The organism is Mesorhizobium sp. BR1-1-6, assembly GCF_020165355.1.
Classification (GTDB): domain Bacteria; phylum Pseudomonadota; class Alphaproteobacteria; order Rhizobiales; family Rhizobiaceae; genus Mesorhizobium.
Genome location: NZ_JAIUHZ010000014.1, coordinates 1 through 23,578 on the forward strand (window position 1 = coordinate 1; position 23,578 = coordinate 23,578).

The following is a 23,578-nucleotide window of genomic DNA, read 5'->3' on the forward strand; positions in this document are numbered from 1 at the left end:
GGGCAGTCTTAGAAGCAAACTTCTTCGTCGCCAGCGGCGCACCGCCCTCGTTCGTGAGGCGTATATAGTCGCCACCCCGACAAACTGTCAACACCGATCCAAGAAGTTTTTGAATTTTTTGCGACAGAAATTTCAGGCCCGATTTGTCGATAGCCGGCTGCCGTTGGGGAACAGGACGCTAAGGAGTATCCAGCCACGAAGGAGCCCTATTGCCGCCGCATTGCCGTTCGACACCAGAACCAACAAAGCGGGCGCAGCGCAGCGGCGCGGTGCCTCTTTTAAGAGCCTCATATAGAGGTGTGCGATGAGCCCTCGAGAGAGGGAAACGCCGCCCTCTTTGCAGAGCGCTCTATAAGAGAAGCGCGCGAGGGGAATTCGACCGGGGCCCGAGGCTTCGTTGACTTAACCTGCCGTGACAGGCAAATGTCATGGCCACAACAAAAGCGACAAGCCGTTCCGCCCGGGGAAAAAGCAGCCTTTCTGGATGCCAGATACGGAAGATGTCATAGCCGAACTCGGCAACGAGCCGCCGCTTATCGCGGACGGCCGCAGTGGCCCACCCGACCGGCGCGAGGTTTCCGCGCGCTGGCTGTCGGGGACATTCTTGACCGGCGTGACCTCAAGCGTGCTGATGGGCGTGGCGCTGTTCGCCGCCCTCGACGGGCGCCAGCAACTGGCGACGCCACCCGAGATCGCCGAACTGATCGGCCTTGCCGGCAATGGCGATTCGGGCGAGATGGCCAAGACCACCAGGCTGGTGGCGCCGCGCCAGATCGCCAAGGCCAAGGACCGTCGACGCATGGAAGTGTCGATGGTTACCAAGGTCGGCGACCGCGATGTCATCCACACCATGCCTTTCGTGCAGATCAAGATGGCGCTGGCCGCCGGCCATACTACCAACCGGCCCTACCCGCCCTTCGATCCGATGCAGGTGTTCGGCGACGACGGTGACGACGCATCGGCGCAACCGGCGACGGCCGCCGCTACGCCGGGCCAGATCTACGGCACCAAGGTCGAAAGCGAAATGAGCCTGAAGACCGTCGACTTCCCCATTGAAACGGCTTCCTTCGATGAAAAGAGCGACCTTTCCGCCGATGAGGTGGAAAAGGTAGTGCGCGAGGCCGGCACCGATCTCAGCGACGGCGCCGTCCAGGTCGCTTCGCTCCACTATGTCGACCCGCAGCGATTTGGCGAGGCCTTTGCCGAGAGCATGGCCGGCTCCTACGACGTCAGGATCGTGCCGGAGAACGTTTCGGTCGCGCCACGTGCCAACGCCGATGACCAGGCACCGGCCTTCGCCGAGGAAATCATCCCTTTCACCAAGGATCTCGCCATCACGGAAGCCTTCGCAGATTCGGGCTATACGGGCGAGGACGCCGCCGGCATGGCCGAGGCGATCACCAAGCTCTTGAACGCCCCGGCGCTCAAGGCTGGAACCGTGCTGCGTGTTGGTCTCGAGGTCCATGGCGACGCCGCCAAGGTCGTGCGCACCAGCGTCTACGATCGGACCCAGCATATCGTCACCATCGCGCTCGACGATCGCGGCCAGTATGTGCCGGCGCAGGAACCGGAGCCCAATCCGGAGTTGCTGACGGCGTTCGATGATTCGTCGGCGCCAGTGGTGGTGCGCGGCAACCTGCCCAACGTCTATGACGGCATCTACCGCGCCGCCTATTCCTACGGCATGTCCAAGGCCATGACGCAGCGGCTCATCAAGCTGTTGGCTTCCGATGTCGACTTCCAGTCCCGCCTCAATCCGGCCGACCGTCTCGAAGTGCTGTTCTCGCAGCCCGACGGCGACGACCAGACCTCGGACAATTCCGAACTGCTTTACGTCTCGGCGACCTTCGGCGGGCAGACGCGCAATTTCTACCGTTTTCAGATGCAGGACGGCAGCACGGATTATTTCGACGAGGACGGCTCGAGCGCCCAGCAGTTCCTGCTGCGCAATCCGTTGCCGGCCGGAAAGTTCCGCTCCGGCTTTGGCGCGCGCAGGCACCCGATCCTCGGCTATGTCCGCATGCATACCGGCGTCGACTGGGCAGCCCCCATCGGCACGCCGATCATCGCCGCGGGCAATGGCGTCATCGAGAAGGTCGGCTGGGCCGGCGGCTATGGCAAGCAGATCATCATTCGCCATGCCAACGGCTATGAGACCTCCTACAATCACCAGAGCGCTTTTGCCAAAGGCATCGAACCGGGCGTTCACGTCCGCCAAGGCCAGACCATCGGCTATCTCGGCCAGACCGGCCTCGCCACCGGCCCGCATCTTCACTACGAGCTGATCGTCAATGGCACCAAGGTCGATCCGATGCGCGTCCGCCTGCCGGTCGGCAAGGTGCTGAAGGGCGAGGACCTTGTCGCCTTCAAGCGTGAACGCGAGCGCATCGACGACCTGCTGAAGCAGGAAGACAGTGATTCGCTGAAGGTCGCGAGCGCCAAGATCGAAGGATAGTTCCTTCGATCCACCCGTCAGTCGCGAGGGTTTTCGGCGGGCCGGCGCCATGGCAATGATTCGCCTGAAATCGTCATCCAGGCGATGACAGCCGAAAGCAGGCAAAGCAGCGCCGTTACAAAGGAAACAGCCGAGAATGCGGCGTCGCTGGCGGCAAGCCGTGCGGCGTCGACAGCCGGGGCCAGTCCGGTCGTCGCCGGTTCACCGAACCCCGGCACGCCGGGCAAGGCGCTGCCATCCAGGGCCTTCGCGTAGACCCAGGCGGCAAGCGACCCCATAGCCGCAACCGCTATCAGGCCGCCTATGCGCGAGACGGCATTGTTGATACCGGAGGCCGCGCCCGTATCCTTGTCTTCCACCGCCGTCATGATCGCGGTCGACAGCGGCGACACCACCAGCGCCATGCCGAACCCCATCAGCGCCATCAGCGGAAATGTTCCGGTCCAGAAATTGTGGATACCGGCATGCGTCAACAAGCCAAGCCCGGCGAAGGCGAAGGCAACCACCAGACTGCCGCTGGCGATCGGAAAACGCGGTCCGATCCGGTCGGACCACTGGCCGACAGGCCCAGACAGCAGTGCGATCAATGCAGACAGCGGCAGGAAGATGAAGCCGACCTCGGCCGTGCTCAGCCCCCAGCCGGCGATCAAAAGCATGGGCAGGTAGAAAAGATTGGCCGACAGCGCGAAATAGAGGAAGAAGGTCGCGAGATTGGCGCCGGCGAAGGCGCCGATGCGAAACAGATTGAGATCGATCATCGGCTCGCGCTGCCGGCGCTCGTAGAAAATGAAGACGAAAAGCAGGACCACGCCGGCAACGATTGCCGAACCCGACATGAATCCGGCAGCCTCCGCGTTCATCGCCGTCAGCCCGTAGGCCAGCAACCCGAAGGCCAGTGTCGCCAGCGCCGCGCCGCCAAGATCGAGGCTGCGCTTTTCGGTCGGCCGATCCGCCGGGATCTTGGCGAGCAGCAGGTAGATCGAAACCAGCCCAAGCGGCAGGTTGATGGCAAATATCGCACGCCAGATTCCATTGCCGAGGGTCGACAGCACGAAACCGCCCAGCACCGGACCGAGTGCCGTGGTCAGCGCCGAAGCGGCGGCCCAGATGCCGATTGCGCGGCCGCGCTCCTTTTTCGGATAGGCCTTGGCGATGATGGCAAGGCTGCCCGGCACCATGATCGCCGCGCCGACGCCCTGGATTGCGCGAAACGCGATCAGCACCGCCGGATTGGGCGCCAGCGCGCAGGCCAATGAAGCGGCGATGAACAGCGCGATGCCGGCGACGAAGGCGCGGCGCAGGCCGAAGCGGTCGCCCGCAGCACCGCCGGCAAGGATGAGCGCCGAAAGCGTCAGCGCATAGGCATTGGATATCCACTGCGCTTGCGCCAGGCTGGCGCCGAGATCGACGCGGATTGCCGGCGTGGCGATGGCAAGGATCGAACCGTCGATGAAACCAAGCGCTGAAGCCAGGATCGCGGCGATCAGCACATAACGCCGCTGCGACTGCGGGCAGAACGTACCGTTGGCGGTCGGTGGCGGGACGGCAGCGGCTTTGCTCGGTGAATGCATGCAACCTGCATAAACCCGCGGCGCGCGCGCAACAACCAGCCAGCGGTCCCGGTCGTTGAAACCAGCTGCGCAGCCACCTGGCCGCATTGGCAGGTGCCGGCCCACGCAGGTGCAAACAAGCGCCGGCATGCTAAGTTTTCACGCGGCATCCAATGGGAGCCGATCAGGCAGGGGAGAAAACCGATGAAGCGACCGCTCGAACCATCCCAGTCCGGGCTCCACCGCGTCGTCGGGCTGACCGACGGCGTCTTCGCCATCGCGCTGACCCTGATCGTTCTGGAGATTCGTGTGCCGACGCACGAGGCGATCCATTCCGAAGGCGATCTCATCGACGCTGTTCTGGCCTTGGCGCCGCGCTTCCTGACCTATTCGCTTTCCTTCCTGACGCTGACCATCTTCTGGTTCGGCCAGCAGGCGCAGCATGGGTTGATCACCAGATCCGACAGGCGGCTGGCAACGCTCAATTTGTGTTTTCTCGCCTTTATTGCCCTGCTGCCGTTCTCCACCGATCTTCTGGCCGACTTCCTCGAATTCAGAACCGCGGTCGCCGTCTATTGGCTCAATCTGCTGATGCTCGGCGTCACCCTGATCGCCAGCTGGCGCTATGCGGAGAAAAATGGCTTTCTGGCGGATGACGTCGACCTCGAAACGAAACGCACAGTCTACCTTCGCATCGTCAAGGCGCAGCTTCTGTGGGCGGTCGGCGCCCTGCTCTGTCTGGTCACCCCGCTGCTCAGCGTCGGCTTCATTCTCATGGTGCAGCTGATTTATGCCGCGACACCGAGCGCGAAATGGTTGCGCAGGATGATCGGGTAGAGCAATTCCAGGAAAAACGTGGCGGTTTCCCGGGAAAAGCGCGAAGCGCTGGAGCGGCTCGGAAGTCCATCGAACACTGAACCGCTCTAGCCAGCGACGAACGCCGCATCGTCTCAGTCGACGAATTCCACCGTCACGCCGGGCGAAACCAGCTTGGCCAGTTCGCGGGCATCCCAATTGGTCAGTCGCACGCAACCATGGCTTTCGGTCTTGCCGATCTTCGAGGGATCCGGCGTGCCATGGATGCCGTAGGTCGGCTTGTCCAACGCGATCCACACCGAGCCGACGGGGCCATTCGGGCCGGGCGGAATGGTCAGGACCTTATTGTTCTCGCCCTGTTTGAAATTGATGTTGGGGTTGTAGGTGTAGTTCGGATCAAGCGCGACACGGGACACGGCATGAATGCCGGACGGCGACGGCGTGTCGGACGAGCCGATGGTGGCGGGATAGGCCGCGACCAGCTTGCCCGCCGTATCATAGGCAAAGACCTCTTTCTTGCCCTTGTCGGCGACGATGCGAGCCACCGGCGACGACACCAGTCTGCCGAAATTGGCAACCTTGATGATCGTTCCGGGACGGTTGAAATTGGCCTCCGGGTTGAGCGCCTTGAGATAGTTCTCGTCCATGTGGAAGCGCTCGGCAAGCGCTTCCGTGACGGACGTATAGCCCATGCGGTCGAGCTGCGCCTTCTGGCTGTAATCTTCCGGGATCGACGCAACATAGGGACCGGCCGCATCCTCCGGCGTGATCGTGTAGTTGGCCAAGGCATCGCCGCCCGATTGTGCAAGGGCCGCCTGAATGCCGACGGCGTCGGTCGATCGCAGATTGCTGCCGGTGATCTGGTTGTAGGCAGCCAGCGCCTTGTCGACATTCGAACCGAAGCGCCCGTCGATGACGCCAGGCGAAGCGCCGCCGCGATCAAGCAGCACCTGCAGAGCCGCGACATCCTGGCGTGCTCCGAGCGAAAGCGACGGGTCGACCACAGTCTTGCCGCCTGCTTTCGGCGGTAATCCCGCCTCGTCTGCGGGCGCCGGCTGCGCGGCGGGAGCCGTGGGCTCGACCGGCTCTATCGAGGCCTCGTTCAGCGGCTGGCGCTTGATGGAGGGCGGCGTTGCCGGCTGGGGCGCTTCCGGATAGTTGTCGTAGACGCCGTCGCCGCCGGGGGCCGGCGGGTAGGCCTCGACGGAATTGTCGCCATAGGGATCATATCCCTGGACGGGCGGCGCGATGACCCGGCCTTCGTCTTCCATCTGCCTGCGGCGGAAGCGTGCCATGTCTTCCGGATCGTCGAGATAGTAGCGGTCGTCGTCGGCGGGAACGCGGCCGAGTTCGCGCAGCCGTGTCTCGCGGCGCAGCGCGCGTCGGTCGAGCCTGGTCTGCGGCGGTTGGATGGCGACGACCTTGCCCGTGTCCGCATCGACGATGACGCGGTTCCCCCTGGCGTCGTAATAGATGTCGAGATTGCCGTCCTGGGCCAGCAGGATGCCGCCGTCAGCGGGGCGGACGACCCGCGGCGAAGCGTCCTCAGTCGGCGCGGCGAACGCGCTTGAAAACGCCAGTCCGGCCGCAAGTGCCGAAAGGGTGAAGATCGTCCGCAACATCGTGGGCAAACTCTCCGGTCCGTAATTGCCGTCGCAGGCGGCTTTCGCGCGTAGCGAATCCTTCGCCAGCGAACCACCGCCCGACCATAAGGTTCCAATATGAACCGGGCATGAAGATGGCGGTTTTCCGGCGCCTCGACGAATATCAGCTAAATGCATATCGTCCAAAAGCGGCCCGGTTTGGGGCGAACGACATGCATAGAACCAAGAGCTAAAGCGCGTCGCCTGAATCCGTCGAACGTGACGCGCTTTAGCCTCAGGCAAGTCCCAGTTCCCTTCGCGCCTGCTTCGTCAACTTCAGGGCGACAAGACGATGGCTCTCGCGCAGGTAGTCCTTCAGCGCGCCATCATCCTTGCTCTTGCTTGTCTGGCGCTGGATCCATTTCATGCCGCGCGAGGCAAGATAGGGTGCGGGCCGCAAGCCCGGCTGCTCCTTCAGCACATCATAGGCAATGTCGGAACATTTGAAGGTGATGAAAGGGTCGCGGCCCTCGCTCCAGCCGCCGATCGCAAAGACCTTGGCGCCGACCTTCCAGACATGGGCGCCGCCCCACTGGACGACATGCGATGTGGCGGGCAGCGAGGCGCAGAAGCCGTTATAGTCGTCCAGCGTCATGCGTGCTCCTGCCGAAAGACGCGAAAAGGCCGCGCGCCCGTCCTGGGCGCGCGGCGTTCAATCATGCTGCCGCTTCGGTCGCGACGACCGTCGGCTTCGAACGGAAATTCAGCCGGTCGGAGCCGGCGGTCACCTTGACGGTCGAGCCGTGGAGAATCTCGCCGAGCAGGATCTTCTCAGCCAGCGGATCCTGCAAGTCTTTCTGCATCACCCGCTTTAACGGCCGCGCGCCATAGGCAGGGTCGTAACCCTTGGATGCCAGCCAGTCGATCGCCTCCTGGTCCAGCGACAGCGTGATCTTGCGGTCGACCAGCAGGTTCTCCAGCCGCTTGAGCTGGATTTCGACGATGCGGCCCATATCCTGCCGGCGCAGCCGATGGAACAGGATCACCTCGTCGACGCGGTTGAGGAACTCCGGCCGGAACGACGCCTTGACGACGTTCATCACTTCGTCGCGAACCTGGTCGACATCCTGGTCCTCTCGGAGATTGACCAGGTATTCGGCGCCGAGGTTCGACGTCATGATGATCAGCGTGTTGCGGAAGTCGACCGTGCGGCCCTGCCCATCGGTGAGCCGGCCGTCGTCGAGCACCTGCAGGAGCACGTTGAACACGTCGGGATGCGCTTTCTCGATCTCATCGAACAGCACGACCTGATAGGGCCGGCGCCGCACCGCTTCGGTTAGCGCGCCGCCTTCCTCATAACCGACATAGCCGGGAGGCGCGCCGATCAATCGGGCAACCGAATGCTTCTCCATGAACTCCGACATGTCGATGCGCACCATCGCGCTCTCGTCGTCGAACAGGAAGTTCGCCAGCGCCTTGGTCAGTTCGGTCTTGCCAACGCCGGTCGGGCCGAGGAACATGAACGAGCCGATCGGCCGGTTCGGATCCTGCAGGCCGGCGCGAGCGCGCCGCACTGCCTTGGAAACCGCTTGCACCGCCTCGCCCTGGCCGACGACGCGCTTGCCGATCTCGTCTTCCATGCGCAACAGCTTGTCGCGCTCGCCTTCCAGCATCTTGTCGACCGGAATTCCGGTCCAGCGCGAGACGATGTGGGCGACATGATCGGGCGTGACCACTTCCTCGACCATGCCAGCCTTGCCGTCCTGGGCCTCGGCTTCCTTCAGCTTCTTTTCCAGTTCCGGGATCTTGCCATAGGCAAGCTCGCCGGCGCGCTGGAACTCACCCTTGCGCTGGGCGATGGCCAGTTCGTTGCGCGCCTCGTCAAGCTGCTTCTTGAGATCGGCGGCGAGCCCGAGCTTCTGCTTCTCTGCCTGCCATTTCGAGGTCATCTCGGTCGATTCCTCCTCAAGGCTAGCGAGGTCCTTCTCGAGCCGGGCAAGCCTGTCCTTCGAAGCCTCGTCCTTCTCGACCTTCAGCGCTTCGCGCTCGATCTTGAGCTGCATGATGCGGCGGTCGATCTCGTCCAGCGCTTCGGGCTTGGAATCGACCTGCATGCGAAGCCTCGAAGCGGCTTCGTCGACGAGGTCGATCGCCTTGTCCGGCAGGAACCGGTCGGCGATGTAGCGGTTGGACAGCGTCGCCGCCGCGACCAGCGCCGAATCGGAAATGCGCACCTTGTGGTGCTGTTCGTATTTCTCCTTCAGGCCGCGCAGGATCGAGACCGTGTCCTCCACCGTCGGCTCCTCGACGAAGACCGGCTGGAAGCGGCGGGCGAGTGCGGCATCCTTCTCCACATGCTTGCGGTATTCGTCGAGCGTGGTGGCGCCGACGCAGTGCAGTTCGCCGCGCGCCAGCGCCGGCTTCAGAAGGTTGGACGCGTCCATGGCGCCGTCCGCCTTGCCGGCGCCGACCAGGGTGTGCATCTCGTCGATGAACAGGATGATGCCACCAGCAGCGGCAGTGACCTCGGAAAGCACGGCCTTCAGCCGCTCCTCGAACTCACCGCGATATTTGGCGCCGGCGATCAGCGCGCCCATGTCGAGCGCCATCAGCTGCTTGTCCTTCAGCGATTCCGGCACGTCGCCATTGACGATGCGCAGCGCCAGGCCTTCGGCGATCGCCGTCTTGCCGACGCCCGGCTCGCCGATCAGCACCGGATTGTTCTTGGTGCGGCGCGACAGCACCTGGATGGTGCGGCGGATCTCGTCGTCGCGGCCGATGACCGGATCGAGCTTGCCGGCGCGGGCATCGGCGGTGAGATCGCGCGCGTATTTCTTCAGCGCGTCATAGCCCTGTTCGGCATTCGCCGAATCGGCGGTGCGGCCCTTGCGGACGTCGTTGATCACCTGGTTGAGCGCCTGCGCGGTGACGCCGGCCTTGGCCAGTATGTCTGATGTCTTGGCTGATTTCTCGACCGCCAGCGCCGTCAGTAGCCTTTCGACCGTGACGAAGCTGTCACCGGCCTTCTTGGCCAGTTCCTCGGCTGTCGAAAACACCTTGGCCAACGGCTGTGCCAGATAGAGCTGGCCGTTGCCGCCCTCCACCTTGGGCATCGCTTCGAGTGCCGTCTCGATGCCGAGCTTGACGTCGCGGACGCTGCCGCCGGCGCGCTCGATGAGCGACGCAGCCAGACCCTCGTCGTCATCGACGAGCACTTTCAGGATATGTTCGGGGGTGAATTGCTGGTGGTTGCGCGAGAGCGCCATGGTTTGCGCGGATTGGATGAAGCCGCGCACGCGCTCCGAGTATTTCTCGAGATTCATACCTGTCTCCTTCCATCACCGGCCCGCTTTGCGGCACCGGATCAGTTTGCGGTGACGGACCCGCCCGTGAGAGCCGGATCCAGTTGAGGCTGATATGGTGCGCAACCCGCGAACCCTCAAGACGTCTCGATGGCTGCGAAAGCATAATATTCCACGGCCGCGCAAAACGAAAACGGCGGAGATTTCTCTCCGCCGTTCAATGCATGGAAGCGTCGCCGCTCAGTTGTCGATGTCGGCGACCGCGGTGTCGGCGTTGCCATTGTCCGTCGGCGCCGCGACCACCTCGCCAGCGTCGGCATTGTCGTTGCCGCTGGTGATCTGGTCGGCATTGCCGCGCGGGCGGCGCGGACGCCTCGGACGACGGCTGGGACTAGTCTCCGCGGCCGTCTCATTGAGTTCGGCCTGGGCTGCGAGCCCGGCCGGCGACAGGTTCTCGAACAGCGGCGCCGCCTGCTCGACCGGCGCGGCGGATTCGGCTGGCGTGGCGACCTCGGCCTGTTCGGCCGTCTCGTTGCGCTGCTGCTGGGCACCCTGCTCGGCGGACGAACCATAATCGCCGCGCTGGCTGTTCTGGCCATAGCCGCCATTGGGGCGGCGGTCGCGATGGCGTCCGCCATTGTTGTCGCGGCCGCCACTGTTGCGCCCGCCATTATTATCACGATCGCGATTATCACGATCGCGGCCGTTTTCCCGGTTCAGCGCGACTTCGGCCGGCATGCCTTCGATAACCGGCTGCGGACCCGCGCCGTGGTTGATCACCGGAACCGGCGCATCCGCAACGTTGTTGCCGGCGTTGCCGGCATTGTCGAACTCGTCGCGATCCTCATCGCCATCATCGTCGAATTCGTCGCGATTCTGCTGGACGTTCTGGATCGGCATCTGCGCCTGCGCGGCGGCAATGATGCGATTATAGTGCTCGGCGTGCTGGAGATAGTTCTCCGCCATCACCCGGTCGCCGGAGCTTTGCGCATCACGGGCAAGGGTGGCGTACTTTTCAGCGATCTGCTGAGCAGACCCACGGATCTTCACGTCCGGGCCGTTGCTCTCGTAGTTGCGCGTCAGGGGATTTGGCCCCTTGCGGTTGTTGTTATTGTTGTTGTTGCCGCCGCCGCCATTGTTGTTGCGACCGCGCATGCGCCTGTTCTGCTGTTGTGGCCTCATTCGACTCTCTTCATATTGAAATTTTCGAAAACTCTTCACGAACGGTGGCGCTCATGCAGCCAGCCGTTTCGTTTCTTCACCGGCGTTCGCCCGCATCAATTGCGTTGGCGCCACGTGCCATCCTGTTCCGGTTACATCACTTGCCGGACGATTCCCGCACGAAGCTTGGGCGTCGTTTGCGCAAGAAGGCAGCTATTTCCAAGGAAAACCGAATCGCTAAGAGCACTGCCTGCTTCGTCTCATCCGGTTAACGCGACCCTAGCCGCATTCCCCGGCATTGCCAAGCGGTTTTTTTCGCACTGCGTCAAGGCTTTCCCCGTTGAAAGACAAGAACCCTGTCGTTTCCGCCGAGGTCGCCGAACGCACCAGCGACCGCATAGCCGGACGAGCGAAATATAGCGGTGACCTCGATGTGCTGTGTGTAGCCGATCTCGACCGCAATCCTGCTTCCGGCTTCTAGAAACTTAGCCGCCTCAGCGGCGATGACCCTGTAAGGGGCCAACCCATCCGCGCCGCCATCCAGGGCCAGGCGCGGGTCGAAATCCCGGACTTCATCCTGCAGATTTCCGATGTCCTCCGATCGTATATAGGGAGGGTTTGCGACAATTACATGGTATCGACCAGAAACTTTTTCAAACCAGTCGGACAGCAGCGCCGTGAACCGGTCGCCAAGCCCCAATTGCGCGGCATTGCGCGTTGCCGTCCTCAACGCCCCTTCCGAGAAGTCGACCCCGGTGGCAATCGCTGCCGGCACGGCGCTGAGCAGCGCCAGCGCGATGGCTCCGCTGCCGGTTCCCAGATCGAGGATGCGGCACTCGCCCTCGCGCATGACGGTTGCCCTGACAAAGGGCAGTATGGCCTCGACCAGCGTTTCGGTGTCGGGCCGCGGCTCCAGCGTTTCCGGCGACAGCGACAGCCGCAACCCGTAGAACTCCCGATAGCCCAGGATGCGGTGCACGGGCTCGCCGCCCGCGCGGCGCCTCAAGGCGCGGTCGATCTGGACAAGAGCGGCGGCATCGACCGCATGTTCGGGATCGGCAATGGCCTGCGTGCGGGTCGTACCTGAAAAGTGCTCCACGATCAGTCTTGCATCGAGCGCGGGATCATCGACCGCGGCCAGGCGCGCTCGCGCTGCCCGCAGCAGCGGCCCCAGCGCCTGGGGCAAAGGATCAGCCATCAAGACCGATATCGGCGAGCAGCTTCGACTGGTGATCGGCGATCAGAGCGTCGATGACTTCGTCGAGTTCGCCCATCATCACCCGGTCGAGCTTGTAGAGCGTCAGGTTGATGCGATGATCGGTGACGCGGCCTTGCGGAAAATTGTAGGTGCGGATGCGTTCCGAGCGGTCGCCGGAGCCGACCTGCGACTTGCGCGATTCCGAGCGCTCCTCATCGGCCTTGCTGCGTTCCAGGTCGTAGAGCCGGGCCCGCAGGATCTGCATGGCCTTGGCCCGGTTCTGGTGCTGCGATTTCTCCGCCTGCACCACCATGATGCCGGTCGGCAAATGGGTGATGCGCACTGCCGAATCGGTGGTGTTGACGTGCTGGCCGCCCGAGCCCGACGCGCGCATCGTGTCGATGCGGATGTCTTCGGCCCGGATGTCGATGTCGACTTCCTCCGCCTCCGGCAGCACGGCTACCGTCGCCGCCGAGGTGTGAATGCGTCCGCTGGCCTCGGTCGCGGGCACGCGCTGCACCCGGTGGACGCCGGACTCGAATTTCAGATGCGCGAAAACCCCCTTGCCGGAAACCGTGGCGATGATTTCCTTATAGCCGCCGGCATCGCCCTCGCTGGCCGATACCGTCTCGAACCGCCAGCCGCGCGAAGCGGCATAGCGCTCATACATGCGAAACAGGTCGCCGGCGAACAATGCTGCCTCGTCGCCGCCGGTGCCGGCGCGGATTTCCAGGATGGCGTTCTTGTCGTCGGCCGCATCCCTGGGCAAGAGCAGGATCTGGATGTCCTTCTGCAACGCTTCGATGCGCTCATCGACCTCTGGCAGGTCGGCCTCGGCGAGAGCCCGCATCTCGGCATCGGTGCCCTTGTCGGCGAGCATCGCCTCGAGATCGGCCTGCTCCTGCTCGGCCGAGCGCAAGGCTCTGACCTTGGCAACCATCTCCTGGAGCTCGGCATATTCCGATGCCATCTTAACATAGGCATCCGGCGCCGGGCCGGCCGACATCTGCGCTTCGAGCATTTCGAAACGCTTGACGACTTGATCCATGCGGTCGCGGGGAAGGGAGATCATTGCAAAGGTGCTATAACGGAATTGAGCGGTCGTCGGCAAAGGCCTGCAGCAGCGCCCGCATCGGCAGCCCCTGGGCCGGCGCCATCAGATTGTCGTCGAAGAACGCTTTCAACGCCTCCAGCGGCAATTCGGTCAGCATCGCCTTGACCGGACCGATCGAAGCGGGCGACATCGAGATAGAACGGAAACCGAGGCCGACCAGCGCCATTGCCGAGATCGGCTTGCCGGCGAGTTCGCCGCAGAGTGTGACGGGCGTGTGGTTGCGGGCGCCGGCATCGGCGATGGTCTTGAGCACCCGCAGGAACGGCGTCGACAACGTGTCGAAGCGATCGGAAAGCTGCGTGTTGCCGCGGTCGACCGCCATCACGAACTGGAACAGGTCGTTCGAGCCGACCGAGACGAAGTCGACCGCCTTCATCAACTCGTCAAGCTGGAACAGGAGGGACGGCACCTCCAACATTGCCCCGAGCTTGAGGCTGGTCGGCAAATGATGGGCAAAGCGCGACAGATGCCGCACCTCGCGGTCGATGATTTCGCGCGCCTGGGCGATCTCGCCGAGCTCGGTGACCATCGGCAGCATCAGCTTGAGCTCCCGCCCGCCGCAGGCTTTCAGCAGGGCGCGGATCTGGGTGCGCAGCAATCCCGGACGGTCCAGCGTCAGGCGGATCGCCCGCCAGCCGAGCGCCGGGTTCTCTTCCTGGATGGCGCCTTTGAAATAGGGCAGCACCTTGTCGCCGCCGATGTCGATGGTGCGGAAGGTGACCGGCTTGCCGCGCGCGGCATCGAGCACGTCGCGGTAGAGCCGCTCCTGCGCCTCGGCACGGGGAAAGGTCGAGGCGACCATGAATTGCAATTCGGTGCGGAACAGGCCGATCCCGGCGGCACCCGATTCGGCCAGTTGCGGCAGGTCGACGGCAAGCCCGGCATTCATCAAAAGGTCGACCGCAACGCCATCCTTGGTCACCGACGGCTTCTTGCGCAGTTCGCGGTAGACTTCCTGCCGGCGCGCCCGGAACCGCACCTTTTCGGCATAGGCGGCTTCGAGATCCGACTGCGGACGAAGATGGATCGCGCCTTCCTCGCCGTCGACGATGATGGCATCGCCGTTTTCCGCCATGGAAACGGCGCCCTTCATCTGCCCGGCGACGGGAATGCCCATGGCGCGCGCGACGATGACGACGTGGCTGGTGGCGGCGCCATCCTCGAGCACCAGTCCGCGCAATTTGTCCCGGGGGTAGTCGAGCAGTTCGGCGGCGCCCATCGAGCGGGCGACAATGATGGCATCCTTCGGCAGCGAGGCCGCGACATCGTCAGGCCCGCGTCCCATCAGCTGGCGCAGAAGCCGGTTGGCGAGATCGTCGAAATCGCTCATCCGCTCGCGCAGATAAGGATCGGTCATGTGCAGCATGCGCGCGCGCATGTCGCTCTGCACCTTTTCGACCGCAGCTTCCGCCGTCAGGCCGTTGCGGATCGCCTCTTCCAGCCGCCGGACCCAGCCGCGGTCGTTGGCGAACATGCGGTAGGCTTCCAGCACCTGGCGATGTTCGCCCTCGAAGGCGACGTCGCGGCGCTCGAGCATGTCGTCGATGGAAAGCCTGAGCGAGCCGAGCGATGCCTCGAGCCGGCGGACTTCCTCTTCGCTGTCCTCGTTGAACAGGTTGGTGACGACGATGCGCGGCTCGTGCAGCACGACATGACCGAGTCCGACGCCCTCGTTGAAGGACAGGCCGGTGAAGCTGACCGGGCGGCGCAGGTCGAGCTCGAGGCCGGGCCGCGTCAGCCGCGCCAGATCGCCGGTGGCGATCATCTCGGCGATCACCATTGCGGTGGTTTCCAGCGCCTCGACCTCGTCGTCGCGGTAATGGCGCATGGTTTTGTTTTGCACCACCAGCACGCCCAGCGTGCGCCCTGCCCTGAGCACCGGCACGCCGAGGAAGGAATTGTAGATCTCTTCCCCGGTTTCCGGCAGGTAAGCGAAGGCCGGATGTTCCTGCGCATTGGAAAGGTTGAGCGGCCGCGCGCTGGCGGCAATCGTGCCGACCAGGCCTTGCCCCAGCCTGAGCTGCGCCAGGTGCACCGCGTTCGGGTTCAGGCCTTCGGTGGCGTAGAGTTCGAGCACGGAATCGGCGCGCAGCACATAGAGCGAGCACACTTCGGCGACCATGTTGGAGGCGATGTCGCGCACGATGCGGTCGAGCCGCTCCTGCGGCTCCAGCGGCTCCTGCATGAGCTCGCGGAGCCGTTTCAGCAGAACGCGCGGGCCACTGGCCGGGTCACGCATCGCGGCTTCTTCTCCAATAGGCTTCTTGCCGGCGCAGTTTCGGCCGCCGCCGGCACGCACGCAACAACTGATTCAGTCTGCTACTGCTTATCCAGACCGTAGACGGAATGCAAAGTGCGAACCGCGAGTTCCGTGTAAGGACCGTCGATCAGTATCGAAATCTTGATCTCGGAGGTGGTGATGGCGCGGATGTTGATCGCCTTGTCGGCCAGCGCCTTGAAGGCGGTGGCGGCAACGCCGGCATGGCTTCTCATGCCGATGCCGATGACCGAGACCTTCGACATGCCGGCTTCCGACTGCACGACGTCGTAGCCGACATCGGCCTTCAGCCGGTCGAGCACGGCCAGCGCTTTGTCCACGTCTCCGGAGGGCACCGTGAAGGTCATGTCGGTAAGCTTGCCGTCCTCGGAAATGTTCTGGACGATCATGTCTACGTTGATGTTGGCCTCGGCCAGCGGCCCGAAGATGCCGGCGGCAACGCCCGGCCGGTCGCCGACACGGCGCAGCGAAATCTGCGCCTCGTCCTTGGCATAGGCAATTCCGGTGACGACCTGCTGTTCCACGATTTCTTCCTCGTCGCAAATAAGCGTTCCGGGCGGATTGAGCAAATCCCCCATTCCGGGCGCGTCGGGATCGTCGAAGGACGACCGCACGAAGGTACGCACCCTGTGCACCATGGCAAGCTCGACCGATCGCACCTGCAGAACCTTGGCGCCGAGCGAGGCCATTTCAAGCATTTCCTCGAACGATATCTTGGCCAGCCGCCGCGCCTTGGGCTCGATGCGTGGATCGGTGGTGTAGACGCCGTCGACGTCGGTATAGATGTCGCAGCGGTCGGCTTTGACGGAGGCCGCGATCGCCACCGCGCTGGTGTCGGAGCCGCCACGACCAAGCGTTGCGATGCGGTTGTCCGGTCCGATGCCCTGGAAACCTGCGATGACGGCCACCTGGCCCTCGCCGAAGCGTTTGACCAGGAAAGCGCCGTCGATGTCGAGGATGCGTGCCGCGCCATGCGCGTTGTCGGTCTTGATCGGGATCTGCCAGCCCTGCCAGGAGCGGGCGTGCACGCCCATGTTCTGCAAGGTGATCGCCAGGAGGCCTGCCGTCACCTGCTCGCCGGACGCAACCACGGCATCATATTCGCGCGCGTCGTGCATCGGCGAGGCCTCGCGCGTCCAGCCGACCAGTTCGTTGGTCTTGCCGGCCATCGCCGAGACCACCACCGCCACCTCGTGGCCGGCATCGACCTCCCGTTTGACGTGACGCGCCACATTGCGGATGCGGGCGATGTCGGCGACGGAGGTTCCGCCGAATTTCATCACGATGCGCGCCATGGAAGCGAAATGCCTTTGACTGAAGCCGGCTCTGCGCCGAAAAACCGAGGAAAGCGCCCGGCTGGCGCCGGCCGCTGAATGCGCGGCCTCCTTAGCCAAAACATCCAGGCTTCGCAAGCGACGGCTCATAAGAAGAGCGCCGCGCGGGCTGAACGGTAACTTCATTTTGCGCAGGGCCCAACCGGCAAGGCTCACACGGCGACGGGCGTCAGCCCAGGCGCACGATGCTTTTCCACAAATGTGGATAGTCGAGCACGAAGCCGAGTGGAGAGACCTCCAGAACCGCCTCATAGCCGAATGCCGGCGCGGCATAGGCGTAGCGGGCCGGGTCGAGGCGCCGGTAGGTCTGCTCGATCCGCGTCATTCTGAGCCCGGGAAAGGCCAGATAGGCGGCCGGCGCGGGCGTCGCTTCGCCGACGGCGAGCGCGAACCGGCGGATCGCCAGGAGGTTCGAAGCCGGCGTGAAGCCGAGATCGACGTCTATCAGGCCGGCCACCTCCGGCTGCGGCTCGCCATTCAGCGCCCAGGAGCCGTCGGCGCGGCGTTCGATCCCCAGGGAAAGCTCTTGCGGGCCGAGAAAGCCCTCGACCCGTGCCGAGCGCGTGTGCCAGCCGGCATCGCAATCCACCTCGTAGGCGATGCAACACGGCCTGTCGTCTTGCAGGAAGATGGCCTGCCCCTTCAGGCCGTGCCCACTGGGCCGCTGCGAGAGCATGCAGGAATCGTGACCTTCAAAGTCGAGCCTGCGCCAAAGGATCGATGCGGTCTGAGCCACGGCCATCTCCTTTTTTCAACACGATCTTCCCTTTTTCGCACACCGCCGCGATTTTGTTTCGGCCGAGATGCCCTGAGCTGACACGTCCTGACAGAGCGCCGCCGGCAATACAGGGCGCTTGTCGGCGGTGCCGGCCTCGCACTGTCAGCAGGCGAAAATGCAGCCTTGACTTTCCCTCCCCCACGCCCGACTTGCTAGCGTCCGAGGAGACCAATCGATGCCAGAGCCCCGACGATCGACGATCGATGCCGGAGAAGTGGAGCGCTTTTCCGCCCTTGCCGCCGAATGGTGGAACCCAAACGGCAAGTTCCGGCCGCTGCACAAGTTCAACCCCATCCGGCTTGCCTACATACGCGACCAGGTGGCAACGCGCTTCGGCCGCGATCCGCGCGCGGCACGGCCATTCGAGGGCCTGCGCTTTCTCGACATCGGTTGCGGCGGCGGCCTGCTGTGCGAGCCGATGGCGCGGCTTGGCGCCGAAGTGGTCGGCGCCGATGCTTCCGCCACCAATATCGAAGTGGCCAAATTGCACGCCGCCGAAGTCGGCGTGCCGATCGACTACCGCGCCACCACGGCCGAGGACCTGGCCGACGCCGGCGAAAAATTCGACGTTATCCTCAATATGGAAGTGGTCGAGCATGTCGCCGACATCGACCTGTTCGTCGCCAAATGCGGCGAGATGGTCAAGCCCGGCGGCATCATGTTCGTGGCCACGATCAACCGCACGCTGAAGGCGCTAGGGCTGGCCATCATCGGCGCCGAATATGTGCTGCGCTGGCTGCCGCGCGGCACTCATCAGTTCGGCAAGCTGGTGCGCCCGGAAGAGCTGGAAAAGGCGCTCGGCGGCGCCGGCCTGACCGTCATCGACCGCACCGGCGTCGTCTACCACCCGCTCGCCGACCGCTGGCAGCGGTCGAAAGACATGGACGTCAACTATATGGTGCTGGCGGAAAAGGGCACGGTCTGAACCGGCTCACGCCGCCTGACTCTGCGCCCTCGCGCTGGTCCCGCTTTGCGCCTTGGTGGTGATAAACACGCCGGCCGTGATGATGACAGCGCCTGCCCAGGTCAGCAGTTGATAGTGCTCGCCGAGGAAGATCGTGCCCGCGAACAGCCCGACGGCCGCCGCCACATAGCCGATCTGGCTGAGATAGACCGGGCCGCCCACCGCCTGCAGCCGGAAGAAGAAGGCAAACATTGCCGAAGCCGACGCCATCTGCGCGACGACCACAGGCGGTACCGCGCCCAGCGGAACAAACGCTTGCCAGCCGAAAAGCGTCAGGATGCCGAGGAGAAGCAAGGTCGCCGACGCCAGATGGCTGCCCACGGCAAGCTCGATCGGGCCGGTTCCTTCGGGCCAGTCGACGGTGCGGTAGATGTTGCCCGCGGCAAGGCTGACCGGGATCAGCAATCCGATCGTTACCCAGAAATAATCGGCCGGTTGGCCAGCTTCGCCGCGTGTAAGCGCGACCATGACCGCACCGATGAAGCCGACCGCAATGCCGATGACGCCGAGCAGGTTGGGGCGCCGAACGCCAAGCAAGATCGAGAACACGAGCGTGATCACCGGCGATAGCGTGAACATGATGCCCGTATATCCCGCGCCGAGATGCGGGATGGCCGAAAACATCAAGAGGTTGGGAAAGGCATAGGACACCGCCGCCGTGACGAAGAAATAGCGCAGCTTGCGCGCCGTAAGCTTGATGCGCTCGCCACGCAGCAGGAGAGCCAGCAACAGCACGCCGCCGGCACCGAGCGAGATGACGAAGGCCCAGACCATGGCCGGAACGCCGGCGGCGGTCGCAAGCTTGCCGAACGGCAGCGTCAGGCCAAGCAGGGCGCCCGTCACGACCAGCAGGCCAAGCGCCGAATCCCAGAGAAATTTCATCTGATGGTCCTCGTCATCGTCGCCGGCACTTGGCCGCCACTTCATTTTCCGATAAGATAACGAAAAGATTCTTAACGTCAAGATACATGGCAGAATAGATGGACAGGGCGGCAAAGGCGATCGAACAATGGAACAGGGAGAGGCCGGACCTTGACGTCTCGCCGATGGGCGTGATCGGGCGGTTGAATGAAGCATCCTCGCTGATTGCCCGCGAGCGCCTCGCGCCGTTGTTTGCGCGCTATGGATTGCAGGCCGGCGAATTCGACGTGCTGGCCACGTTGCGCCGCTCGGGCGCGCCCTACGCGCTGACCCCGACCGCCCTTTACGAGGCGACGATGGTGACCTCGGGCGCCATGACCAACCGGCTCGACCGGCTCGAAACCTCAGGGTTGATCGTGCGTGGTCCGCATCCCAACGACCGGCGCGGCATCGTCGTGCGGCTGACTGAAAAAGGCCTCGCTTTGATCGACGAGGCCATTGCTGCCCACGTCGCCAACGAGCACGAGATTCTTTCCGGCCTGACGCAAGCCGAACGGGAAACGCTTTCGCGCCTGCTTGAAAAATTGATCGGCAGCGTAAGCTGACCGCTCAGTTCCGATCCTCCGGAAACACCGGGATCGGCATGAACTCGACGCCGTCCTCGGCCAGGCTCTTGGCCTCCTCCAGCGTCGCCTCGCCATAGATGCCGCGCGGGTCGGTCTCGCCGAAATGGATCTTGCGCGCTTCCTCGGCGAATTTGTCGCCGACGTAATCGGCATTCTCGCGAACCTTCTCGGCCATTGCCTTCAGTTGCGCCAGCGCCTGCTTCTGCGCCTCGCCCATGGCGAGCGCTATCGTTTCCTGCTTGCGCGCCGTCGACACGGCCGGCGCCATCAGGGCTTTCTCCACCTTGTGCGAGCCGCAGCTCGGGCAATCGACGAAGCCACGCTTCTTCTGCGTGTCGAAATCGTCATTGCTGCGGAACCAGCCCTCGAACTCGTGCTCGTTTTCGCAGATCAGGGAGAAGCGGATCAAGAGGCCGCTCCCCTGAGACGCGATGTCTCGGACGAACCGGCATTGACAGCGAAATCCCGCGCATTTTTCAGATTGGGGATCTTCTTGCGCGCCGCCAGCGACTGCGCCGGGTCGATCTCGGCGACGATCACCGCCGGCTCATTGTGCGCCGCCTCCGCGATGACGCGGCCCCACGGATCGACGATCAGCGAATGGCCATAGGTTTCGCGGCCGTCCTCGTGAAGGCCGCCTTGCGCAGCGGCCACGACATAGGCGCCGTTCTCGATGGCGCGGGCCCTGAGCAGCACGTGCCAATGCGCCTCGCCGGTTTGGCGGGTGAAGGCGGCGGGCACGGAAAGCAGGTCGGCGCCGGCCAGCGCCTCGGCGCGGAACAGTTGCGGAAACCGCAGGTCATAACAGACGGCAAAGCCCAGCTTGGCGCCTTCGATGGTCGTGACGACCGCCTCCGTGCCGGGCTCGTAGGTCGCGGATTCGCGCCAGCTCTCGCCATTGTCGAGATCGACGTCGAACATATGGATCTTGTCATAGGAGGCGAGCGTGGCGCCGTCCGGGCCGAACAGCAGCGCCCGGTTGGCGAGCTTGCCGTCGGCGCGCAGGATGGCGGTCGAGCCGATATGCAGGTGGACGCCAAGTTCGCGGGCCAGTCGGCGGGCGGTCCCGACGATGATGTCCTTGTCCTCTGAGGTGAAAGACGCGGCCTTCTTGTCACGCACCAGCGCTCCGGTCATTTCCGGTGTCTGGATGTAGGTGGCCCCCTGGCCGGCTGCCTCGCGCACCAGGCGCTCGAGCTCGATTGCGTTGCGCTCTGGCCTCTCCCCCGAACGCATCTGGATCGCGGCCGCCTTGAAAACACCCATCGTCATATCCTCAATTCGTCGAGCCATTGGCGAGCAACTTGTCCAGTCGGCCTTGCGCCTCCAGCTCGTGGAGGTCGTCGCAGCCGCCGACATGCGTGTCGCCGACGAAAATCTGCGGAAAGGTTGTGCGGCCATGGGCGCGCGAAATCATCTCCTGGCGCAGTTCCGGTGAAAACGACGCGTCATGCTCCGTATAGGCGATGCCCTTGCGCTCGAGCAGCCGCTTGGCGGCCGTGCAGTAGCCGCACATCATGCGTGTATAGATGGTGACGTCGACCATGACGAATTTCCACTGTTTGTTGCCGACTTATATAGTCGTGGACTCGTCGGCCCGAAAGTCCCCCGGCAGCACGCGTGCGAAGGTCAGCACATCGACGGCGCCGGCCCCTGCTTTTTTCAGCGCCTTGCTGGCGGCGCGAACCGTGGCACCCGTGGTGTAGACGTCGTCGATCAAAAGCACGCGGCGGCCGGCGATCTCGATTTCCGCTTCGGCAGGCACGCGAAAGGCGGCCCGCACATTCTCCTCGCGGTCCTTGCGCTCCAGCCCGACCTGCTGGCGCGTGAGCTTGACACGCCGCATGGCCGAGGGTGCGAAAGACAGGCCGCTGAGCTCGCAGACCGCCCTCGCCAATTCCGCCGACTGGTTGAACCGCCGCCTGAAGAAGCGGCGCCAGTGCAGCGGCACCGGCACCACCACATCCGCCTCGGCAATGAGGTCGGCGCCCGCGCGCAGCATCCAGCGCGCCATCCACGGCGCCAGGTCGGTGCGATCCTGGTACTTCAGCCCCTGCACCATCTGGCGGGCGACGCCGGAATACGCGACGGCCGCCCGCGCCCGCTCGAAGGGCGGCGGATCGGCGCTCGCCTCGGCGGACAGAAAGCCCTCGCCCATATGGTGGGTGAACGGCGTGCCCATCACCGGGCACCAGGGCCGCTCCAGGAGGCGCAACTTCGGCCAGCAGGCGCCGCACAGAACGCCGGGCTGCGAGACATGCCTGCGGCAGCCGGCGCAGACAGGCGGGAACAGGATGCGCGCCGGCCAGTTCGCCGCCGACCGTGCAAGGTTCCTGATGTCCAGAGGCTTGATCTTGGGCATGGGATCGGCCACGTGGTGGGTGCTGTGCGCCACTATATCAACTCCATCGGGGAATGGACAAACAAAGGATCTGCCCGTTTGCTGCCGATAATGGACACCTCACTGTGGCTGGCGCACAAGCGGCGCGCGCTCGATCATCCGGTCGGCGGCGCGGACTTCCTGATGCGGCGCAGTGCCGACGATCTTGCCGACCGGCTGGGTGCCGTGGAGCGCAGGTTTAGCAAGGCAGCGGTGCTGTTTTGCCAGACGTCGGCCGCAGCCGACATCCTCGCCGCGAGCGGCAAGGTGGCGGACATCGTCCGTGTCGAGGCGGATGCGGCTTTCCTGGGCGATTCCGCCGGCATGGTCGCGCCGCTGGAAACCGTGCCCTTCGAGCCGCAAAGCCTCGACCTGGCGGTGTCGCTTCTTTCGTTGCAGGCCATGAACGACATTCCCGGCATGCTGGTGCAGATCCGCCGTGCGCTGCGTCCGGACGGGCTTTTCCTCGGCGCCTTCGCCGGCGCCGGCACGCTCGGCGAATTGCGTGAAAGCCTGCTGGCGGCCGAGACCGAGCTTCACGGCGGCGCCAGCCCGCGCGTCATTCCGTTCACCGACGTTCGCGACGCGGGAGCGCTGCTGCAGCGCGCCGGCCTCGCTCTGCCGGTCGCCGATGTCGAGACGGTGACGGTGCGCTATGACAGTCTTTTCAACCTGATGGCCGATTTGCGCGCCATGGGCGAAACCAGCGCGCTTGCCGATCGCAGCCGGCGGCCGGGCACACGCCAGCTGTTCGCCCGCGCCGCGCAAATCTACGCCGAGCGGTTTTCGGATCCCGACGGCCGCATCCGCGCAAGCTTTTCGATGGTCTGGATGTCCGGCTGGGCGCCCGATGCATCGCAGCAAAAGCCGCTCAAGCCGGGTTCGGCCAAGATCTCGCTGAAGACTGTGTTGGAGCAGCCCAAGGGGCAATGACAGTGTCCGCGGACGCGGACAGCCAGATCAGGGTGCGAAAGCGTTGGCAAGCCTGCTGCCATTGTCGCTGAACAGCCAGGTGATCGCGTTGAAGACCTGGCTGATGCCGCCGACGATCGTCAGCGACAGTACGGCGACGATCAAGCCGTATTCGACGGCCGTGGCGCCCTTTTCATCGTTCAGGAAACGCAGCAGCACTGTTTTCATCACGTCGATCCCTCTTGCCGGAACCATACCGCCGACCT

General features: G+C 64.2%; 21 protein-coding genes. 5 read left to right on the forward strand and 16 right to left on the reverse strand.

Going from position 1 to position 23,578, the window contains the following annotated elements:
• Nucleotides 1-484 precede the first annotated feature (484 nt).
• The gene (locus tag LB545_RS22220; protein WP_181165386.1) at nt 485-2,455 is read left to right on the forward strand and encodes a M23 family metallopeptidase; all 1,971 of its coding nucleotides are present in this window, start codon (nt 485-487) and stop codon (nt 2,453-2,455) included.
• Nucleotides 2,456-2,472: 17 nt separating this feature from the next.
• On the opposite strand, the gene LB545_RS22225 is transcribed toward LB545_RS22220, so the two are convergent.
• Nucleotides 2,473-4,026 (reverse strand): MFS transporter, encoded by a 1,554-nt coding sequence (locus tag LB545_RS22225; protein WP_140513831.1) that lies wholly within the window; start codon nt 4,024-4,026, stop codon nt 2,473-2,475.
• Nucleotides 4,027-4,209: 183 nt separating this feature from the next.
• Between LB545_RS22225 and LB545_RS22230 the strand changes: the two genes are divergently transcribed.
• A complete protein-coding gene (locus tag LB545_RS22230) occupies nt 4,210-4,842 on the forward strand; it encodes a TMEM175 family protein (protein ID WP_140879507.1) in 633 nt (210 codons plus the stop codon).
• Nucleotides 4,843-4,955: 113 nt separating this feature from the next.
• Here the strand turns inward: LB545_RS22230 and LB545_RS22235 are convergent, their stop codons facing one another.
• The 9 genes from LB545_RS22235 to LB545_RS22275 form a co-directional block, all read right to left on the reverse strand.
• Nucleotides 4,956-6,443: a L,D-transpeptidase family protein gene (locus tag LB545_RS22235; protein ID WP_224705863.1), complete on the reverse strand. Its 1,488-nt coding sequence runs from the start codon at nt 6,441-6,443 to the stop codon at nt 4,956-4,958.
• Between the two features lie 256 nt (nt 6,444-6,699).
• The gene (locus tag LB545_RS22240; RefSeq protein ID WP_224705864.1) at nt 6,700-7,059 is read right to left on the reverse strand and encodes an MmcQ/YjbR family DNA-binding protein; all 360 of its coding nucleotides are present in this window, start codon (nt 7,057-7,059) and stop codon (nt 6,700-6,702) included.
• Nucleotides 7,060-7,120: 61 nt separating this feature from the next.
• The gene (gene clpB / locus LB545_RS22245) at nt 7,121-9,727 is read right to left on the reverse strand and encodes an ATP-dependent chaperone ClpB (protein ID WP_140565946.1); all 2,607 of its coding nucleotides are present in this window, start codon (nt 9,725-9,727) and stop codon (nt 7,121-7,123) included.
• A gap of 219 nt (nt 9,728-9,946) precedes the next feature.
• The gene (locus tag LB545_RS22250; RefSeq protein ID WP_140560200.1) at nt 9,947-10,888 is read right to left on the reverse strand and encodes a DUF4167 domain-containing protein; all 942 of its coding nucleotides are present in this window, start codon (nt 10,886-10,888) and stop codon (nt 9,947-9,949) included.
• Nucleotides 10,889-11,192: 304 nt separating this feature from the next.
• Entirely contained in the window at nt 11,193-12,065 is an 873-nt protein-coding gene (prmC, locus tag LB545_RS22255) for a peptide chain release factor N(5)-glutamine methyltransferase (RefSeq protein ID WP_140633236.1), read from the reverse strand.
• Nucleotides 12,058-13,137 carry a peptide chain release factor 1 gene (gene prfA / locus LB545_RS22260; RefSeq protein ID WP_140500926.1) on the reverse strand — a complete coding sequence of 360 codons (1,080 nt, stop codon included), beginning with the start codon at nt 13,135-13,137 and terminating at the stop codon, nt 12,058-12,060. Before prfA ends, prmC begins: the two co-directional genes overlap by 8 nt.
• 10 nt (nt 13,138-13,147) lie before the next feature.
• Complete coding sequence (gene ptsP, locus LB545_RS22265; protein ID WP_140525455.1) at nt 13,148-15,418, reverse strand: phosphoenolpyruvate--protein phosphotransferase; 2,271 nt, start codon at nt 15,416-15,418, stop codon at nt 13,148-13,150.
• Between the two features lie 80 nt (nt 15,419-15,498).
• Entirely contained in the window at nt 15,499-16,752 is a 1,254-nt protein-coding gene (locus LB545_RS22270) for an aspartate kinase (RefSeq protein WP_140500924.1), read from the reverse strand.
• A gap of 208 nt (nt 16,753-16,960) precedes the next feature.
• The gene (locus LB545_RS22275; RefSeq protein ID WP_224705865.1) at nt 16,961-17,527 is read right to left on the reverse strand and encodes a putative glycolipid-binding domain-containing protein; all 567 of its coding nucleotides are present in this window, start codon (nt 17,525-17,527) and stop codon (nt 16,961-16,963) included.
• Nucleotides 17,528-17,744: 217 nt separating this feature from the next.
• Between LB545_RS22275 and ubiG the strand changes: the two genes are divergently transcribed.
• On the forward strand, nt 17,745-18,494 hold the full coding sequence (gene ubiG, locus LB545_RS22280) for a bifunctional 2-polyprenyl-6-hydroxyphenol methylase/3-demethylubiquinol 3-O-methyltransferase UbiG (protein ID WP_140500923.1): 750 nt from the start codon (nt 17,745-17,747) through the stop codon (nt 18,492-18,494).
• Nucleotides 18,495-18,500: 6 nt separating this feature from the next.
• On the opposite strand, the gene LB545_RS22285 is transcribed toward ubiG, so the two are convergent.
• Nucleotides 18,501-19,415 carry a DMT family transporter gene (locus tag LB545_RS22285; protein ID WP_140513841.1) on the reverse strand — a complete coding sequence of 305 codons (915 nt, stop codon included), beginning with the start codon at nt 19,413-19,415 and terminating at the stop codon, nt 18,501-18,503.
• Nucleotides 19,416-19,513: 98 nt separating this feature from the next.
• Between LB545_RS22285 and LB545_RS22290 the strand changes: the two genes are divergently transcribed.
• On the forward strand, nt 19,514-19,999 hold the full coding sequence (locus LB545_RS22290) for a MarR family winged helix-turn-helix transcriptional regulator (RefSeq protein WP_140500921.1): 486 nt from the start codon (nt 19,514-19,516) through the stop codon (nt 19,997-19,999).
• A 4-nt stretch (nt 20,000-20,003) separates the two neighbouring features.
• Here LB545_RS22290 and LB545_RS22295 read toward each other — a convergent pair whose 3' ends face one another.
• Genes LB545_RS22295 through LB545_RS22310 form a run of 4 tightly spaced genes read right to left on the reverse strand, consistent with a single transcriptional unit; the run spans nt 20,004 to nt 22,394 of the window.
• Nucleotides 20,004-20,429, reverse strand: a complete 426-nt coding sequence (locus LB545_RS22295; RefSeq protein ID WP_140500920.1) for a DUF1178 family protein — start codon at nt 20,427-20,429, stop codon at nt 20,004-20,006.
• Nucleotides 20,426-21,286, reverse strand: a complete 861-nt coding sequence (locus LB545_RS22300) for a carbon-nitrogen hydrolase family protein (RefSeq protein WP_140500919.1) — start codon at nt 21,284-21,286, stop codon at nt 20,426-20,428. Before LB545_RS22300 ends, LB545_RS22295 begins: the two co-directional genes overlap by 4 nt.
• Before the next feature lie 10 nt (nt 21,287-21,296).
• Nucleotides 21,297-21,566 (reverse strand): glutaredoxin 3, encoded by a 270-nt coding sequence (grxC, locus tag LB545_RS22305; RefSeq protein ID WP_140500918.1) that lies wholly within the window; start codon nt 21,564-21,566, stop codon nt 21,297-21,299.
• Nucleotides 21,567-21,593: 27 nt separating this feature from the next.
• Nucleotides 21,594-22,394: a ComF family protein gene (locus tag LB545_RS22310; RefSeq protein ID WP_224705887.1), complete on the reverse strand. Its 801-nt coding sequence runs from the start codon at nt 22,392-22,394 to the stop codon at nt 21,594-21,596.
• 66 nt (nt 22,395-22,460) lie between these two features.
• On the opposite strand from LB545_RS22310, the gene LB545_RS22315 reads away from it, so the two are divergent.
• Entirely contained in the window at nt 22,461-23,333 is an 873-nt protein-coding gene (locus LB545_RS22315) for a methyltransferase domain-containing protein (protein WP_140500917.1), read from the forward strand.
• 27 nt (nt 23,334-23,360) lie between these two features.
• Here the strand turns inward: LB545_RS22315 and LB545_RS22320 are convergent, their stop codons facing one another.
• Nucleotides 23,361-23,540: a Flp family type IVb pilin gene (locus LB545_RS22320; RefSeq protein ID WP_140500916.1), complete on the reverse strand. Its 180-nt coding sequence runs from the start codon at nt 23,538-23,540 to the stop codon at nt 23,361-23,363.
• Nucleotides 23,541-23,578 lie beyond the last annotated feature (38 nt).